Raw genomic sequence first — 18,165 nt, forward strand, 5'->3', positions numbered from 1 at the left:
CGTGTGACCGGGGGTTTGTCATCACCGGGAAGGTCGGCCCGGTGATGACTGTGACACATCCCGAACCGGAACCGCCGCGACACGGCCGCTGCCGGTGCCGGCGAGCCGGCCGTGATCGACCACTTCCGCCTCGCGCGAACTCCACCGAACCCGCGAAACCCGGGCAGCGGGGCACCGGGTAGCCGAGGAACCGTGCGCGGCCCGGCTGCGGATCACCCGCCCGGATCTCGGGCGGACCGTTGTCGATCCAGGTCAACCTGCATATCGGCGATACTCCCGAGGAAAAGTTCAGGCCGCGGGAAGTCTGTGTTCATGTTGTGACCGGAAAGGCTGCGGGATGTTTGCCCGCGCCATAGACTCGGCTATGCATTTGGTGCCGCGCAACCCCCGCGGCCAGCGGCTGAGCCCCCTCGAACCCCTTGCGAGGGGGCTTAGCTGTATATCCTGCCGGCATCACCCGCACGCGTGCCGCCGTTTCACCGGGCTCGACCGGCCAGGCGTTACTGCACGGGCCGTCCGTACCGTTGATCATCGCGCGCTCTCGCGCCCAACGGATCGGCGCCGCGCCCCGGGCAGTCGGGTGGGGCGCCGGTGCGGACCGGACCGATGGGACGCCGCGGCGCCGCCGACCGGCGGATCGACTTGCGCTGTCAGGGCAATAGCACGGCCGCCCCGGCGAAGCGCCCGTGCGCCAGATCCGACAGCGCCCGGTCGGCGCCGTCCAACGGATAAGGGTGGGTCCTCACCCGCAGCCGATGGTCCGCGGCGAAGGCGAGGAAATCGTGGGCGTCGGTACGCGTATTGGACGTGACGCTGCGCAGCTGCCGCTCGCGGAACAGATGCCGCTGGTAGTCGAGGGCAGGGATATCGCTGAGATGGATTCCGGCGATCGCCAAGGTGCCGCCCGCCCCCAGCGCTTCGAGCGCGGGCGGCACCAATTCTCCTGCCGGAGCGAACAAAATGGCCGAATCCAGCCGCTCGGGGGGCGGATCGGCAGCGAGCTGTACCGAGGCGACACCGAGATGGCGCGCCAGTTCACGGGCCGCGGCGCCGCGGGTCATGACGTGTACGCGGATACCCCGGGCGAGCGCGACCTGAGCCGTCAGGTGGGCGCTGCCGCCGAAGCCGTAGATGCCCAGGACTCCGTGCTCGGGTACCGCGGCCCGGGTGAGGGACCGATAGCCGATTATGCCCGCGCACAACAGTGGCGCCAGCTCGCGGTCGCCGTATCCGGCCGGTAACCGAAGAGCGAAATCGGCCGGTACGGTGACATATTCGGCGTAACCGCCGTCGGCGTCCCATCCGGTGTACTGGGAACAAGGGCACAGATTCTCCGCACCTCTCCGGCAGAACTCGCATACGCCACAGGTGTGACGCAGCCACGGAATGCCGATGCGGTCCCCCACTGCGAGACCGTCCCGATCCACGGCACCGACCACCTCTGCGACGACTTCGTGCCCCGGCACGACGTGTGCACGGTGCACCGGCAGGTCACCTTCGACCACATGCAGATCCGTGCGGCAGACCCCGCATGCCAGTACCCGGGCGAGCAACTCCCCCGGGCCCGGTCGCGGTAGCGGCTCCCGGCGCGCGACGACCGGCTTCCGGTCGATCCCCCGCGGCGTGTCCACCCGCCACGCGCGCATGGTCACCGGGCTCATACCGCGACCTCCTCGATCAACCTGGTCCCGGTGACGAGGGTGGGTTCGATACCGATGACGATGCCGCTGTCCGGATCTCCCCAGGGGACCAGTCGCCGCGCGTACTCCGCGGCGAGTTCACCGGCCGGGATCGGCCGGGCCGGCCCGGTGACCAGTACCGACCAGCCGATCCGGTGCACCGGATCGATCTCGTCGGCGTGATAGGCGACGATCGCCGGCCGGCCGAATGCCGTCGGGGCGAGCCCGGCGAACGGCCGGGTCCGCACGATCACCTTTCCGTTGTCACCGATCAGATGATTCACCGGCTGCACCGCCGGTAACGCGTCGGCGGTGAACACGAGGCGTCCGAACGGCGCGGTGGCGAGCAGGCGTAATGCTTCGGCGCGTTCCAGCGGCACGATCCGACGCCCCCCACCGTGAGCCGGGAACAGTCCGGGACCGATCACCTCGTTTCCCCGCTTCCTCTGTCGTCCGTTCCCACCAGATCACCACCGCGGAAAAGAAAGAGACAGGGCCGAATGCCCTCGGGCGCGGCTGACCAAATGCCTTCCCGGCTCGCCGCGTGACCGGTACGCCGGCGCGGCTCGCGCGGTCCGGACGGGCGGCGCGAACCGGTCGCGCACCACGCCCGCGGGCCGGCACAGGACAACCGGCCGGTCGAGTGCCGTTCGCCGCCGAATACGGTGCCCATGCCGCGGTATCGGCGGTATATCGCTCCGAGCCACGCAATAGGCAGCTCGTCGCCGCCGTATCGCCGGCGAAGCCCGTCGTGTCTCGGTGATCCGCGGGACGCCCGGCCGCGACAGGGCCCAGTGTCGTCGGTCCACAGGGCCGACCGACCACGATTCCGGTGTCCGGGGAAGCGCCGACCGGCCCTGCCCGGCGGAGCGGATACGCTCCAGACTGGTGATATGACCGACAAGGGAGTCCCCGGCGCCACCTCCGCACCCGACCGCGCCACCCTCCTCGTGGCCCTGAGCGTCGCGGCCCGGGCGCCGTCGGTGCACAATACGCAGCCCTGGCGGTGGGTCTATCGGGACGGGCGACTGTTCCTCTATCGCGACGACGAGCGGCTGCTCACCGCGGCCGACCCCGGCGGCCGCCAGCTGATGATCAGCTGTGGCGCAATGCTGCACCATGCCCGGGCCGCCTTCGCCACGCTGGGCCGGCAGACCGAGGTGCAGCGACTGCCCGATCCCGGCCACCCGCGTCTGCTGGCCGTCCTCACCTTCCACCCATGGCAGGAGGCCTCGGCGGCGGTGCGCGCCCGGTCCGAGGCCATCGAACGCCGGCGCACCGACCGGCTCCCGCTGCGGGATCCGGGTGACCTGTCCGGCCTGGCCGAGGCATCCCGGCTGCGCGCCCGCGGATACGACGTCGACCTGGATATCCTCGACGCCGACGCGGCTGCCCGGCTGAGCCGGGCTTCGGAGCATTCGGCGGCGCTCCGGCACTACGACATGCCCTATCACAGCGAACTCCAGTGGTGGACCGGTCACGAAAGCCTCCCCGAAGGGGTACCCGCCACGGCGCTCGTCTCGGAGGTCGAGGCCGCGCGCGTTCCGGTCGGGCGCAAGTTCCCGACCCCCGTTCACGCGGCACACGGCGGCGAGCAGGAGGACGGGGCGCGGCTGTGGGTGCTCAGCACCGCCGAGGACTCCGACCGGGCCTGGCTGCGGACCGGTGAAGCGCTCTCGGAGATCCTGCTCGAATGCACCGCGGCCGGCCTGGCCACCTGCACCCTGACCCATATCACCGAACTACCCACGACCCGCCGTATCGCGTCGAGTCTGATCAGCGGGAACGGCACGGCCCAGGTGGTGCTGCGGGTGGGGCACGCACCCGCCGATCGCGCGGCCGAGCCACCCACTCCGCGCCGACCGGTCACCGACTTCCTGACGACCCATCCCGACACCTTCACCGCCGGCTGACCCGCCGCCGATGCCGTAGGCGCGCGGGTCGCCGCTCAGCTCGCGCCGGACTCGGCCGGTATCGGCAGCTTCTGCTCACATACCGTTCCCACGAACTCGCCCGTCGTCTCGGCGGGCAGATTCCGCGCGATATCGGCTTCGGTGACCATGCCGACCAGGCGGCCCTGATCCGTCACGAGCAGCCGCCGCAACTGATACCGCTCCATCACCGACAGCGCGTCGGCTACATCGTCGTCGGCGGCGGCCGTGCGCAATTCGTCACCCTGGGCGAATTCTCCGGCGGTGGCCGTCGCGGGGTGATGACCCAGCGCCACACAGTTCACCACGATGTCGCGATCGGTGACGATTCCGACCGGGTGGCCCTCGCCGTCACAGATCGGCAATGCCCCCACATCGCGCTGCCGCATCTGCTGGGCAGCTGTCTGCATGGTGTCCCGCACGCTGATACTCACCGCGCCGGGGTTCATGATCTGGCGCACTGTGGTCATGGTTCCTCCTTCTCGTCCGTGGTCGTGCCCGCCCGTTCGATCATCACGCCCGCAGCACACCGCGGTGAGGGCACAAAGTCACCACAACGGGCCCCGGACGGGTCGCCCGCCACCGAGCGGAGACACCGACGGGCCCACGGTCTCGGTGATCGGGAGCAGTCCGCCACGAAGGCCGCCGGGTCGATCTAGCTTCTTCTCGTGACCGGCACGCAGAACTTCCCGCATCTCCTCGCCCCTGGGACCATCGGCCCGATGTCCCTGGCCAACCGGGTGGTGATGCCCGCGATGGATATGAACCTCTGCGAAAACGGTGAGATCGAGCAGGGCGATATCGACCATTTCGCCGCCCGTGCGGCCGGCGGGACCGGGCTGATCATCACCGGCGCCTGCGCGGTGGCGTACCCGATCGGCTGCGCGAGTACCAAGGAACCCGGTCTCTCCGAGGATCGGTTCGTGCCCGGGCTGAAGGCCCTCGCCGACGCCGTCCACGCCGCGGGCAGCAAGCTGTGTGTGCAGATGACCCATCACGGCAAGATCGCCCGGATCGATACCCTCCAGGGCCGCCCGTTGCTGGTTCCGTCCACCCCCGGCGGCTCGGCCGATCTGTCGGCGCTCGTGGACAACACTCCCGACGAGCTCCGGAAGCTGGGAGCCGTCACCGGTGGGGCGCACGCCACATATCACGAGGCCACCGCGGCCGATATCGACTGGCTGGTGCGCTGTTTCGCCGAAGCCGCCGGCCGGGTACGGGACGCGGGCGCGGACGCGGTCGAGATCCATGTCGCGCACGGCTACGTGCTCGGCGGCTTCCTGAGCCGGGCGGACAACAAGCGCACCGACGAGTACGGCGGATCCCTCGCGAACCGGGCGCGGCCCGCGGTGGAGGTGATCCGCGCGGTCGCGGCGGAGGTCGGCGGTTCCCTCGCGATCCTGGTGCGTGTCGCCGGGCGCGAGTACGGCGAGGAAGGTGCGCTGACCCTCGAGGAATCCGTGCAGGCCGCGGCGCTGTTCGAGGCGGCCGGCGCCGACGCGATCCATATCACCGGGTGGGGTCGTAACCCGTTCGCCAACTTCACCGACGGTCCCCTGCCCGACGAGGTCGGCGCCTATACAGCGCTGGCCGCCGAGGTGAAGCGGGCCGTATCCATCCCGGTGATCGCTGTCGGTCGCGTGCTGCCGGAGGTCGGTGAGAAGGCGATCGCCACGGGCGCGGCCGATTTCGCCGCGATGGGACGGCAGCTGCTCGCCGACCCGGAGCTGGTGAACAAGCTGCGGGCGGGCCGGCCCGCAGAGGTCCGGCCCTGCATCAATTGCTATGTCTGCGTCCAAGAGAACTTCTGGGACGACACTCCCCTCTGCGCGGTGAACCCCGCGCTGGGCGATGAGACGCTGCTTCCGCTGGTACCCGCCGCGGCAGCAAAACATGTCGTCGTCGTCGGTGCGGGCCCCGGCGGACTCGAAACCGCCCGCGTGGCCGCCGAACGCGGACACCGGGTCACGGTCGTGGACAGGTCCGATCGGCTCGGCGGCACCCTCTGGTTCTCCAGCCTCACCACACCGGACAACCAGCGTCTACTCGACTGGCTGGCAGCGCAGGTCGAACGCTCGACCGTCGAGATCCGTCTGAACTTCGAGGCCACCGTCGCGTCGATCGAGGCATTGAACCCCGACGTGGTGGTCGTCGCCACCGGTGCGGTTCGCGGGCGTCCGGCGGTTCCCGGGAGCGATCTACCGCACGTACATACCGGTGATACATTGCGCGCCTTGATGACCGGGTCCGGTGACGTGCCGCGGGTATCACCGCTGCTGCGTGCCGTCGCCGAGCTGGGCAAGCTCACCGGTATCACCAGGAGCCCGGCCGCCGTCCGCGCAGTCACCCGCCGATATCTGCCGGTGGGTAAGAACGTCGTCGTCATCGGCGGCTCTCTTGTCGGACTGGAGCTTTCGATCTTTCTCGCCGAACGGGGTCGCACGGTGACACTGCTCGAGGAGAGCGGGCAACTCGGCGTACCGATGGCGATGCCACGGCGATGGACCGCCGTGCGGCATGCGGGCGCGGCAGGTGTGACGATGTACCGTCGTGCCGTGGTGCAACGGATCACCGCGACCCATGTCGAGTTCCGTGCCGGTGACGAGGTGTCGACCGCACCGGCGGATATGGTTGTCGTGGCCTCCGATGTCTCGCCGGCGGCGCAGCTGGCCGACGCGCTGGCGGGTGCGGTTCCCGAGGTCCATGTGGTGGGCGATGCCGCGAAGGTCGATTACATCCAGGGCGCGATCCATTCGGCGTGGCGGGTCGCGACCGGGTTGTGAAATCCGACCCGTTCCCCCTTGCGAATCGGCACCGGAACGCCGGCTCGAATCCGCGACCGAAAGGCATGTGGAAGGCGTAGGACGCCGCCGGCACCGACAAGGCATGGTTCACCGTTGCCGGCGCATACCCGGCACCCAGCGTCGGCTTGCCGGTGCGCAAGTCGGTCTCGTCGAGTGGGAGCCGCCCGATCGGCCCGCGCGCCTCGGAGTCCTGGGCGATCTCGGCGTTACATGCCCCACAAACCACACCACCGCGCGACAGTTCCCGACGCACTGGCCGACGCACAGCGATTCGTGGCCGCGGGACTCGCGGGCGAGCCGGTATCCGATACCTGCCCGGCCCGATAACAGAGCGCACGCACATTCCGGCCCCGCCGCGTTCGAACGATCCGGCCGCGACGACAGCACCGGATCGGACAGCCGGGTAGCCGGCTGTCCGATCCTGGGCCGATCACACGATGGCACCGTGGTGTGCCTCACTGGACGTGGCGGCAAAATCGCAGGCAACGGCACAATGGAACCGATGAGACCCTGGCAACCGGCACCGAGCACCGATACCGACTCCCCCGGCGATACGAGCCCGGTGACCGTCGACGACGTCCGCGCGCTCCGTGAACAGTTCCTCGACTTCATGCTCGGTTACAAATTCGCGATAGACGAGATCACCACGAAGATCAATATCCTGCGCGAGGATTTCAACAGCACCCACGAATACAACCCCATCGAACACGTCGGATCGCGACTGAAATCTCCGGAAAGCGTTATGGAGAAGATCCAGCGCAAGAACTATCCGATGACGCCGGCCTCCATCCGGGACAATATTCTCGATATCGCCGGAGTCCGCATCGTGTGCAGTTTCATCTCCGATATCACCGCGATAAGGGATATGCTCGCCGGCCAGGAGGACATCACCGTCCTGGAAGAGCGCGACTACATCACCCACCGCAAGCCGAACGGGTACCAGAGCCTGCACCTCATCGTCTCGATTCCGGTCTTTCGCTCCCACCGCACCGAACATATGCCGGTCGAGATCCAGATCCGGACCATCGCCATGGACTTCTGGGCCAGCCTGGAGCACAAGATCTACTACAAATATCGCGGTGCGGTGCCCCCGAATCTCCGCAGCGACCTGGCCCGGGCCGCCGAGGTGGCCACTCAGCTCGACGAGAAGATGGAAGCCCTGCACCGCCAGATCGACCGCACCGACCGCAGCCCGGCCGGACCGGCCGACACGATGGATCTCAGCCGCCTGTACAGCGCCCTCGTCACCGAGAAAGCAACCGGCGGCGAGTCGACACCACCCGCATTCCGCCGCTGACCCGAGCCGCGGGCACGCGAGACTCTCATCGGCGAGACCTGCCGGCCGAACTCACCGACCGGCGCTGATCCAGTAGTGCGAAATTGCCGCATCGCCTCGACGGTTTCCGATTGACGAGCGTGAGATCGCCGCGGTAGTGGGCGAGGACCCGGTGGTCCATCACCGCACGCCACAGCGGCGGGACGGCGGCGAGCAGGATCATGGTGGCATATCCGAACGGCAGCTGGGGAGCCTCTTCGGAGCTGCGCAGCGTCTGGTAGCGGCGGCCGGGGTTGGCGTGGTGGTCGCTGTGCCGTTGAAGGTGGAGCAGGAAGACATTGGTGACCAGGCGGTCGCTGTTCCAGCTGTGGCGAGGTGCGCACCGCTCGTATCGGCCGTCGGCGCGGCGCGCCCGGAGCAACCCGTAATGCTCGAGGTAATTCACCGTCTCGAGCAATCCGATACCGATCACGGCCTGGAGCGCCAGAAACGGAATGATGACGGGCCCGAAGACGAATATCAGCCCACCGAACAACGCGGTCGTCATCGACCATGCCTGCAACAGCTGGTTGTCCCGGCCGAACCACTGCTTTCCACGACGGGACAGACGTTCCCGTTCCAGGGTGAGTGCCGAGCGGAATCCGCCGCTCACGCTGCGCGGTATGAACGCCCACAGTGACTCACCGAACCGCGCGCTCGCCGGGTCTTCGGGTGTGGCGACACGGACATGATGACCCCGGTTGTGCTCGATGAAGAAATGACCGTAACCGGATTGCGCCAGCGCGATCTTGGCCAGCCAGCGTTCGAGATGTTCGGCCCGGTGGCCGAGTTCGTGTGCCGCATTGATCCCGATACCGGAAACAATTCCCAGCGTTACGGTCAGCCCCAGCTTGTCGAACAGGCCCAGTTCGGAACTGGACCACATATATCCCGCGATGATCAATCCGACGAATTGGAACGGTAGGAATAGAAACGTGCACAATCGGTAGTACCGATCGTTGGACAGTGCCTCGTAGTCTTCGTCGCGCGGACTGCTTCCGTCGCAGCCCACCGCGACGTCGAGTATCGGAATCACCGCCAATACGAGGATCGGACCGATCCACCAGAACACCACCAGCCCCGTGGAGTGCACGAGCTGAGCCGGTAGCAGCGCACAACCGGGCGCTACGGTACTCAGAATCCAGAGATAGCGTTTGCTGTCGCGGGCGTTCCCGCGTCTGAGGATTTTCATCTCCGCCTCGCTCATCCAACCGACCCCCTCGAACGGGTGCGCCTGCCGAAAACGGGTGACGCCACGTGAGTAGCGGTTCCTGCCCCGCGTCCCCGATGCAGAGGTGACCGGCCGGTCCTCATCGGTGCGGCGGCGACTACACGATCGACAGCGCGGACTCCCGGGTGTGGCCGATGTCGGTATGTCCGGCGGCTCCGGCCGGGAAGCGAATTGCTTCCGAGCAGTTCGGGGCCGCATATCCGAATAGACCCGGCCGGGCCGGTCCGGGGCCCGATCGGACCCGTGGACCGGCCGCGGCCGGGCACGATACAGCGTCGTGCGCAGACGATCTGCCCGCACTGCGGGGAGAGTGCCGGTCTGCGCTCCGACCTGACTATCGAAGAACCTCTATCAGCCCTGCCCCGCAGGGCTAGGGCAGCGCCGCACAGTTCACCGGAGCCGGCACATCGGCAACTCGGTCGATCACCCACTGCTGCGACGTCGTCAGCGACGGGAAGAAAGCCACATCGTGGGTGCCCACGAATCCGGACAGGGGGGGCACTGTCGCGTCCGCTTCCAGCTGGACGGGCGCGCCACCGCCGCACCAATTCGCGGCCACACCCCGCACCGCCGAGAACGGAGCCACACCGTCATCGTGGCGGGCCGAGTAGAGCCGTACCGGCACCGCGGGCGTGAGCCCACCGAGCCGCTGCTCGTCGAACACCTTCTTCAGCTCCGGGGAGCTGTCGATGACCGCCGTCAGCGGCTGCCCGCTGGTGGTCCAGCGAGCAGTGTCCTGTGGCTGGACGAAAGCGCCGGAGAGACCGCCACCGCATTTACCGATCGAGTCGCGCATGATCGACTTCCCGGTGTCGTTGAGCGCGGCGTCGAGCACCGGCCGGGTATCGGGATAGTCCGCTGCGATGCCGTTGAGTATCCACGCGATGGCCGGTGCGATACCGGGGCGGCCGTCGCTGCGCGCAATGTAGTCCTGCGGGCCCACCAGGGGACCGCCCACGTAGGCACCACGGATGTTCAGATCGGGTGCATACTGCGGCTGCAGTTCGGCCGCGGCGGCCGCGGCCATCCCGCCCTGCGAGTAGCCGTAGAGAACGACCGGCGAAGCGGGACCGAAACCGCTGCCGGGCAACCGCAATGCGGCGCGCGCGGAATCCAACACTGCATAGCCTTGAGTTTTGCGGTTGAGGAAATTGTGAATGCCCGGTGTGCCGTAGTCGTGGTAGTCGGTCATCACCACCGCCATCCCGCGGGCCAGCAGTTGATAGATCGCGATGGCGTCGTATTCGAAGACCATATCGGCCGGCGGCTGGTATCGGATCACCTGCGCCAACATCGCCGAGGGCGCGCACTCGGCGCTCTGCCCCTGGGTGCCACCCGCATACGCCACCAGCGGGCGTTCTCCCGGGCCGGTCCATGGCAGGGTCGGCTCCAGAAAGGTTCCCACCACCGTGGTCGGCGCATCATGGGTATCACTGCTGGCGTAGGTGAGCCGAGTCGATCGCGCCGACACCGTCCCGGGTAGTCCCGGCGCCGACAATGCCACTCGCGACGCTTCGGCACGGAGAATGTCGCCGCCGGCTCCTCGGGCCTGCGGCGGCTGCGGCCAAGCGGTCGGTGCGACGGTCGCTCCGGCGCCGATGATCACGAGAGTTCCTGTCAAAACCGCGACCCAGGAGCGTTTTTTCCTCTTCATATCGATCCTTCACCGTGTGGTCCATACAGGGGCAGCTATCGAACCGAAGGACCCGATTTCCCGTGAGCGAGCACAACACCACTGGTCAGCGGAGCATGAGCGGGAGACGGTGACACTTCGATTCAACAGATCTAGATCGAATACTTGCGAGTATCTCTGGTCGAGCACTGAACCGAACGCATATCCACTTCGTGTCGCCGAAGCCTATGCCATCGGGCGGCCACAAGTCAGGAGGTCGCGACTTCGCTTCGGCGAGAGTCGCGGGCCGGGGCACCCGGACGGGCACAACCGGCTGTCCGGCCCCGCGCGGGCCGCTGCACCCGGCGCTCGGCGGGACGGCTGTTCCTGTTTCTCCCGGACGGGTCGCGCGGTAGCGTTCGGGGGGTGTCGACGGTCAAGGTTCTGCTCTGGCTGGGGCACGTGGCGCTACCGGCGTTCGGTTTGTGGCTACTGGTATCCCGCCCCCATCTGGACATGGACTACGAGCACCACGGGACACATTTCTGGCTGGTACTCACCACCGCCGCCATTGCGACGGCGCTGGGCGTGATGTTGTTCCGGGCCGCCCGGATGCGCCGGGACGCCCGGTTGATCCTGGTATCACTGGTCTTCCAGTTCAGCGCGGGTTTCCTCGGATTGCACGCTTTGGCGACGCCCGGGGTGATCCTGCCGGCGCCGAACGCCGGATTCGTCTATTCGGTGGCTGTCGGGCTGGGGCTCGGCGGTGTCGCCGCCCTCGCGTCGTCGGTGGAGTTCGGGCCCGCCGCGGCAGCCCGGGTGCACCGGCTCGCCCCGATGTTGTCCGCACTCCCCACCCTGCTGCTGGTGACCTGGGCGATCGTGTCCATGGCCCAGTTGCCGCCGCTGGATCACGCGCCCGACCCGGCCGAGGCGCGAGGGCCGCTGGTCGGTGTCGCCTTCGCCGGATCGGTCTGCTATCTCACCGCGGCCCTCCGCTACGGGCACCGGTACGCGCGTCGGCGGGGTGTGGTGCTGCTCAGCGTGCTCACCGCCTTCGTGCTGCTGGCCGAAGCGCTCTTCGCCGTGGGGTTCAGTCGCAGCTGGCATACCTCGTGGTGGGAGTGGCATGTGCTGATGCTGGCCGCCTTCGCGCTCATCGCCGGTAGCGCGCACCTGCAGTTCCGGCGCGAGGGTTCGACTCTCGGACTGTTCGACAGCGTGACCCTGCGCCAGACCGTGGCCGGACTGGAGCGCGACTACACCCATGCCCTGAACGAGATGGTCGACGCGCTCCGTGCGCGCGCCGACGGCGGCGTCGCCTCGACCGAACCGCTGGGTGCGGTGGGAGCCCGGTTGTCCAAGCGGTTCGGCCTCACCGAACGTCAGATCGCGGTGCTGCAGCAGGGCGCCCATGCGCTGGGTAGCGAACGTGAGCACGTCCGCCGACTGGGCCTGCTGGCGGCGATCGGTGAGCGGTCGGACGTGATCCGCGACGAACAGGACCTCCTCACCGATGCGCTGCACCTCGTCTCGGCGGCGTTCGACCGGGATCGGGTCCGGCTGGGACTGGTTCGCGGCCGCGAACTGATCTACTCCGACGGTGGACCCGCCGATCCGCGGTCGGCGGCGTTCCCGCTGATCGTCAAGGGAAGCCGGGCAGGGGTCCTCGAAGCCCGACGTGAATGGGGCCCGTTCAGCGATACCGAGTCCGCGATGCTGCGATCGTTCGCCGACCGGACGTCGGTCATGCTGGAGAATGCCCGCCTGTATCAGCAGATCGACGGACTGTTCCGATCCTATATGTCGCCCACTGTGGCGACGGCGCTGATCGCCGACCCCGCACAGGCCGGGCTGGGCGGCCGGATCGCCGAGGTCAGTGTGCTCATGGCCGACCTGTCCGGATTCACGCCGTTCGCCGAGTCCTCGGCCCCGGAGACGGTGGTACATATGTTGAACACGTACTACGGCGCGATCGTGCCGGCGATCCTGGATCACGGCGGGACGGTGGTCCAGTTCGTCGGCGACGCGGTGATGGCTGTGTTCAATGCGCCGGTCCACCAACCGGACCATGCATTGCGGGCGGCCGCGGCGGGGCTCGCGCTCCAGCGGGTGGTCACCGAAACGGCGCTTCCGCATCCCGATTGGCCGCGTTTCCGGGTAGGGGTCAACACCGGTCCGGCGCTGGTCGGCAATATCGGCGCGCCGCAGATGCGCAACTACACCGCGATCGGCGATACGACGAATCTCGCCGCCCGGCTGGAGAGCCTGGCCGAGCCCGGCACCGTGCTCATCGGTTCGCTGACCTACGCGCACCTCGGCTCGCGCGCGCAGGTCCGCAGCCGTGGCACAGTGACTGTCAAGGGCCGGACCGAGCCGGTGACCTGCTATGTGCTGGATGGATTACGGTGACCACCGATTTCGAGATACTCCGTGAATTGCCCGAAGCCGAGCGGCGGGAAATCCTCGCCTCCTGCACACCGCGCCGGTACAAACGCCGGGAGATCCTCTGCCACGAAGGCGATCCAGGTGATTGCCTGCATCTGATCAAGTCCGGGCGGCTCATCGTCCGGGTGGCCACCCCCTTCGGGGACACCGCGACACTGACCATGCTCGGGCCCGGCTACTCGTTCGGTGAATTGGCGGTACTCGACAGCAGCGCGCGCCGTACCGCGACCGTCGAAGCGGTCGAGAATACGGAGACGTTGACGTTCGGTCGCGCACAGTTGACGGCGCTGCGCGCGAGTTATCCGGAGATCGACCGGGTCATGATCGCCACCTTGACCGCCCAGGTGCGGCGGCTCTCCGGTCAGGTTCTGGAGGCGCTGTACCTGCCGGTCGAAACCCGCGTCGTCCGACGCCTGGTCGACCTCGCCGCCATCTACGGGGGTTCGGGGTCGATCGCGGAGATCCGGCTCAATCAGGAAGACCTGGCTTCCATGGCGGGAACGACCAGGGCCACCGCGAACAGGGTGCTGCGTGATCTGCAACAACGCAATATCCTGGCGCTGACCCGTGGCCGTATCACCGTGATCGATCGGGCGGCGCTGGTCCGCCACGCCCACTGAGAGCCTATTTCGCGAGCGCCTTGCTCCCGTTGGGCGCGACGGCGAACCAGGTGCCGCCGACACCCTGGCCCCGCAGGTCTCCCGGCCGCTGATCCTTCGAGAAGTGGTACACCGGCCAACCACCGACGGTGATCTGGCACGAACCGTCCGCACGCTCGACGAATCCGACCCGCCCCGGATCGATGCCCACGATATAGAGCCCCTGCCCGCGGTTCACCAGCAGCGGCGGCCAGACGGCGGCGCAGTCGCCGGCGCAGTTCGACTGCGAAGGTGTGGCCGAGTCCTTGTCGAACCGGTAGAGCGAGCGACCGTCCCCGTCGGTCACCCGCAGCCCGAGTGCCGGGTCGGTGACCGCGGTCAGTTCGACGGCGTTCGCACCGTGCGGCGCCTGCCCGTAGTAGATGTTCAGCCAGCCCTGTGTTCGCACGGGTGTCTGCGCGGTCGCCGGTGCGGGCGGTGCCGGATCCGCCGTCGCGGCCGGGAGCCCGGACAGGCTCACAACCGCGGCAGCGGCGATCGCGACGGCGGTCGTGTTGATCACGGTGGCAATTCTCGACATGGGATCCTCCGAATAGCGTTCGTTCTCCAGTGACCGCAATTCTTCGGCGCGGGGCGCGGAGGGTCTGTTCGCTCCCCGACATCCACTGTGTGTCCGCGCCGACACAGCGACCGCGGTACAGAGGTGGCGTCACACTGCCGCCGGCCGGTCTCGGCCGGGTTCAGGCCACCAGCAGCGCACCTACCAGCGCGATGGACGCCACCCACACGGTGGACAGGGTTGCCAGCACTATCGGGCGCGGCCCCATCGAGCGGAGCAGAGATACCCGGACCCCGGCCCCCAACGCGAACATCGCCGCCGTGAGCAGTGCGGTCTGCACCGGCTGGGCCGTGTCGATCAGGACCTGGGGCAACAGCCCGGACGAGCGCAGTGCGACGCAGCCGAGGAAGCCGACGACGAACAGCGGCACCAGCGGCGGTTGCACCCCATCGCCATCGGGCCCCGGTCCCTGCCGGCGCCGGCGCGCCCCCAGGTAGGCCAGCACGGGCGCCAACATCAGTACGCGGGCCAGTTTGACCAGAGTGGCGACCGTGAGCGCACCGCCACCGATGAGGCCGCCGGCCGCGACGGCCTGTGCCACCTCGTGGATCGAGCCGCCGGCCCACATTCCCGCCTGCCGGCCGGACAGACCCGTCGCGTCCGCCAGGAGCGGAACGGCGAAGATCATCGACGTCCCGAAGACGACCACCAGTGCGACCGCGGTGAGCAGTTCCTCCTCCTCCGCGTCGACCACTCCGCCGGTGGCGGCGACTGCCGCGGCGCCGCAGATCGAGAATCCGCAGGCGATGAGTATCCGCTGCGTCCACGGCAGCCCCAGCAGCTTGCCGGCATACATGGTGCCGGTGATACCGAGGACGACGATCGCCACGACGACGACGATCACTCCCCATCCGAGGCCGATGACATCACTGAACATCAGCCGCAGTCCGAGCAGCGCGACGCCCACCCGGAGCAGCCGCTTGGACGAGAAGTCCAGACCTGGCCGGATCCATCCGGGCACGGTGACGGTACCGGCCAGCAGGGCGCCGAGGGCGATGGCGATGAGGAGCGGACTCACCGCCGGGACGAGATATCCGATACCTGTCGCCGTGGCGGCGCCGATACCGCACAACGCGAGACCTGCCGCGAGGCCCGCGCCTCGGGTGCGGACCGGGTGATCCGCCCGGCTTCCGGTCTCCGGAGTCACCGGCCCGTGCGGGTCGGGGCGTGGGCGAAGGTCACTGGGCATACCGGGAACTCTGCGGCACCCGCCCCGGCCGCGGTAGCCGTCGATCCGCTACGACGACATATCACTCTGATATGTGTAATGCTCAGGCCATATGATCTGAGCATGTTCAGTCGATGGCCCGACCTCGGTGTACTGGAATTACTCGTCGGCGTCGACGATCACGGAAGCCTCGGCGCGGCAAGCCGATTCGCAGGCATGGCGCAACCGAACGCGAGTCGCGCGATCAAGAAACTCGAAGCACAGGTCGGAACGCCGTTGTTGCAGCGACGGCCCACCGGATCGACACTGACGCCCGAGGGCACGGTGATCGCCCACTGGTCCAGGAAGGTTCTCGACGACGCCCGGCACCTGCTCGATATCGCCGCGGGGATGCGCGAGAAGCGGGCCGCGGAGCTCACCGTGAGTGCGAGCATGACCGTGGCCGAGCATCTGATGCCGGCATGGCTGGGGCAGTTCCGGCGGACGGCCCCGGATGTCACGATCCACCTGCAGGTGCGCAATTCCACACAGGTGTTCGACGACGTCACCGCCGGAAATTGCGATGTCGGATTCGTCGAGTCCCCCACCGTCCCCCGCGCCCTGCACAGCGTCGCGGTCGCACGCGACCGACTGGTGGTCGTGGTCGACCCGCGCCATCCGTGGACGCGCCGCAGACGCCCGTTGTCGATCGCCGAACTGGCACGAACTCCGCTCCTGGTCCGCGAACCCGGATCCGGTACCCGGACCACGCTGGACCTGGCTCTGCAGGAGTACCACAGAGCGGCACCGCTGCTCGAGCTGGGCAGTGGGGCCGCTATCAGAACGAGTGTGCTCGGCGGAGTCGGACCGGCCGTCATGAGCACTCTCGCCATCTCGGCCCAGGTGGATTCGGGTGAGTTGAAGGTCGTCGAGGTGGCCGAACTCCACCTCGACCGCACCCTGCGCGCCGTGTGGCGTCCGCCTCGGCAGCTGGAAGGACCCGCCGGTGACCTCATCCGGCTCGTGCGACGAGTTCCCGCGTCCGGCTCCAGTCCGGGTCCGTAAACGCACGCCCGGCGCAGGCTTCTCCCGATTGCCGGGAACCACATACCTACGAACCCGGGCGGGCCGAAAAGGTAGCCCAGCCGGTCTCGCGTACCTTTCGCCGAGCGCAGGTCTCGCCACAGCGCGCCGAATTCGTGGTACTGCAGTGTCAATACGTTCGTACTGTCGATGTTCTTCGACAATCCGTAAGTGGGCCGGAATTTTTCGGCCGCAAAAGTACCGAACATCCGGCCCCACGATGAGGGTCTGCCCGCCCAATTCGCGACCGGACAGCACATCCAGTTCGACGAGGGAGTCGCTGATCGTGCGCCGGAGGTGCGAGATCTTCACCTACGACTGTCCGGCCGCGGGTGACGGCACCGCCGAACACGACCGGCAGACCGGCGCCTTGCTGCAACTGCCGGATGCGCAGGCCCAGGACAGCATCGATCGTCTGCTCCCGAGAATCGGTCGTCTCTGTGTTCTTCCTTCCCGGCAATCCGCGACCTGCGGGCCGCGCGACCGGCTACCGGCACCGGCGGGGCCGACTCGTTCGAGCCAGCCTAGAGTCGGTGTGATCCAGCTCCCACCCCCGAACGGGGGTGAAAATACCGGCCCGCGGACCTCCGGCCGGAACGTGCCCGGGGCGGCTGTGCACTGCGGGTACCAGGACCGGACAGCACCGCGCGGCTACGAGCGCCGGACGCACAGCCCCACCTCCGCGACCGGACCGCGCCGGCCGACACCGACGGCACAAGCTAGTCGGAAGTCGCGGGCGGATGCTCCGCTGCCAGCAGCGCGAGAGCTTGCTCGCGCATTTCCACCTTGCGGATCTTCCCGGTGACGGTCATCGGGAAATCGTCGACGATATGGACATAGCGGGGGATCTTGTAATGGGCGAGTTCACCTGCGCAGAACTCCCGGATCGAGGCGGCGGTGAGCGGGACGGCGCCCTCTCGCATCCGGAGCCACACCATGAGTTCTTCACCGTAACGGTCGTCGGGGACTCCGATGACCTGTGCGTCGAGAATATCGGGATGGGTGTAGAGATACTCCTCGATCTCGCGCGGATAGATGTTCTCCCCGCCCCTGATCACCATGTCCTTGATGCGGCCGGTGATGGTCACATAGCCCTCGTCGTCCATGACCGCCAGATCCCCGGTGTGCATCCAGCGCGCCCGGTCGATCACCTCCGCCGTCTTGTCCGGCTGTTCCCAATAACCCAGCATGACCGAATAGCCGCGCGTACACAGCTCCCCCGCTACGCCCCGCGGCACTGTCGAACCCGTCTCCGGATCGACGACCTTGATCTCCAGGTGCGGCCCCACCTGTCCCACCGTGGCCACTCTCCGCTCGATCGAATCGTCGGCGCGGGTCTGGGTGGATACCGGGGACGTTTCGGTCATCCCGTAACAGATCGACACCCCGGCCATCCCCATCCGCTCGATGACCTGCTTCATCACCTCGACCGGACACGATGATCCCGCCATGATCCCGGTCCGCAGCGACGAGAGGTCGTATCGGTCGAAGTCCGGATGGGCGAGTTCGGCGATGAACATCGTCGGCACCCCGTACAGGGAGGTACACCGTTCCTGCGCCACCGCCGCCAGGGTGGCCTCCACCTCGAAACCCGGTGCCGGAATCACCATGCAGGCACCGTGGCTGGTGGCGGCCAGGTTGCCCATGACCATGCCGAAGCAGTGGTAGAACGCAACACTCCGTACATACAGAACACC

The 18,165-nt window shown here is 67.9% G+C and carries 13 protein-coding genes and 1 pseudogene; 6 read left to right on the forward strand and 8 right to left on the reverse strand.

Features of this window, described 5'->3' with window-relative positions:
• Positions 1-650: 650 nt before the first annotated feature.
• Positions 651-1,646, reverse strand: coding sequence for a zinc-binding alcohol dehydrogenase family protein (locus ACWCPQ_RS14220; protein ID WP_449898889.1), 996 nt, complete (start codon positions 1,644-1,646; stop codon positions 651-653).
• An 11-nt stretch (positions 1,647-1,657) separates the two neighbouring features.
• Positions 1,658-2,107, reverse strand: a complete 450-nt coding sequence (locus ACWCPQ_RS14225) for a pyridoxamine 5'-phosphate oxidase family protein (protein WP_449898454.1) — start codon at positions 2,105-2,107, stop codon at positions 1,658-1,660.
• Positions 2,108-2,572: 465 nt separating this feature from the next.
• On the opposite strand from ACWCPQ_RS14225, the gene ACWCPQ_RS14230 reads away from it, so the two are divergent.
• Positions 2,573-3,592: an Acg family FMN-binding oxidoreductase gene (locus ACWCPQ_RS14230; RefSeq protein ID WP_449898456.1), complete on the forward strand. Its 1,020-nt coding sequence runs from the start codon at positions 2,573-2,575 to the stop codon at positions 3,590-3,592.
• A 35-nt stretch (positions 3,593-3,627) separates the two neighbouring features.
• On the opposite strand, the gene ACWCPQ_RS14235 is transcribed toward ACWCPQ_RS14230, so the two are convergent.
• Entirely contained in the window at positions 3,628-4,080 is a 453-nt protein-coding gene (locus tag ACWCPQ_RS14235; RefSeq protein WP_449898459.1) for a CBS domain-containing protein, read from the reverse strand.
• A gap of 198 nt (positions 4,081-4,278) precedes the next feature.
• On the opposite strand from ACWCPQ_RS14235, the gene ACWCPQ_RS14240 reads away from it, so the two are divergent.
• Both ACWCPQ_RS14240 and ACWCPQ_RS14245 read left to right on the forward strand, forming a co-directional pair.
• Positions 4,279-6,393 (forward strand): oxidoreductase, encoded by a 2,115-nt coding sequence (locus tag ACWCPQ_RS14240; RefSeq protein WP_449898462.1) that lies wholly within the window; start codon positions 4,279-4,281, stop codon positions 6,391-6,393.
• Between the two features lie 523 nt (positions 6,394-6,916).
• Positions 6,917-7,711 carry a GTP pyrophosphokinase gene (locus ACWCPQ_RS14245; RefSeq protein WP_449898463.1) on the forward strand — a complete coding sequence of 265 codons (795 nt, stop codon included), beginning with the start codon at positions 6,917-6,919 and terminating at the stop codon, positions 7,709-7,711.
• 25 nt (positions 7,712-7,736) lie between these two features.
• Here the strand turns inward: ACWCPQ_RS14245 and ACWCPQ_RS14250 are convergent, their stop codons facing one another.
• Complete coding sequence (locus tag ACWCPQ_RS14250) at positions 7,737-8,921, reverse strand: alkane 1-monooxygenase (RefSeq protein WP_449898466.1); 1,185 nt, start codon at positions 8,919-8,921, stop codon at positions 7,737-7,739.
• A gap of 409 nt (positions 8,922-9,330) precedes the next feature.
• Positions 9,331-10,614 (reverse strand): lipase family protein, encoded by a 1,284-nt coding sequence (locus ACWCPQ_RS14255; RefSeq protein ID WP_449898469.1) that lies wholly within the window; start codon positions 10,612-10,614, stop codon positions 9,331-9,333.
• 384 nt (positions 10,615-10,998) lie between these two features.
• Between ACWCPQ_RS14255 and ACWCPQ_RS14260 the strand changes: the two genes are divergently transcribed.
• Together ACWCPQ_RS14260 and ACWCPQ_RS14265 are read left to right on the forward strand one after the other, a co-directional pair.
• Positions 10,999-12,984 (forward strand): adenylate/guanylate cyclase domain-containing protein, encoded by a 1,986-nt coding sequence (locus ACWCPQ_RS14260; RefSeq protein WP_449898470.1) that lies wholly within the window; start codon positions 10,999-11,001, stop codon positions 12,982-12,984.
• The gene (locus ACWCPQ_RS14265) at positions 12,981-13,640 is read left to right on the forward strand and encodes a Crp/Fnr family transcriptional regulator (RefSeq protein ID WP_449898473.1); all 660 of its coding nucleotides are present in this window, start codon (positions 12,981-12,983) and stop codon (positions 13,638-13,640) included. The genes ACWCPQ_RS14260 and ACWCPQ_RS14265 overlap by 4 nt, the downstream gene beginning before the upstream one ends.
• 4 nt (positions 13,641-13,644) lie before the next feature.
• Here ACWCPQ_RS14265 and ACWCPQ_RS14270 read toward each other — a convergent pair whose 3' ends face one another.
• Positions 13,645-14,199, reverse strand: coding sequence for a hypothetical protein (locus tag ACWCPQ_RS14270; RefSeq protein WP_449898475.1), 555 nt, complete (start codon positions 14,197-14,199; stop codon positions 13,645-13,647).
• Between the two features lie 160 nt (positions 14,200-14,359).
• On the reverse strand, positions 14,360-15,427 hold the full coding sequence (locus ACWCPQ_RS14275) for a YeiH family protein (RefSeq protein WP_449898477.1): 1,068 nt from the start codon (positions 15,425-15,427) through the stop codon (positions 14,360-14,362).
• A gap of 102 nt (positions 15,428-15,529) precedes the next feature.
• On the opposite strand from ACWCPQ_RS14275, the gene ACWCPQ_RS14280 reads away from it, so the two are divergent.
• A complete protein-coding gene (locus ACWCPQ_RS14280; RefSeq protein WP_449898479.1) occupies positions 15,530-16,450 on the forward strand; it encodes a LysR family transcriptional regulator in 921 nt (306 codons plus the stop codon).
• Between the two features lie 737 nt (positions 16,451-17,187).
• On the opposite strand, the pseudogene ACWCPQ_RS14285 reads toward ACWCPQ_RS14280, so the two are convergent.
• Positions 17,188-18,144: pseudogene (locus ACWCPQ_RS14285) on the reverse strand (AMP-binding protein); the annotation flags it as partial.
• Between the last annotated feature and the right edge of the window lie 21 nt (positions 18,145-18,165).

It is taken from the genome of Nocardia sp. NPDC001965 (assembly GCF_053594175.1).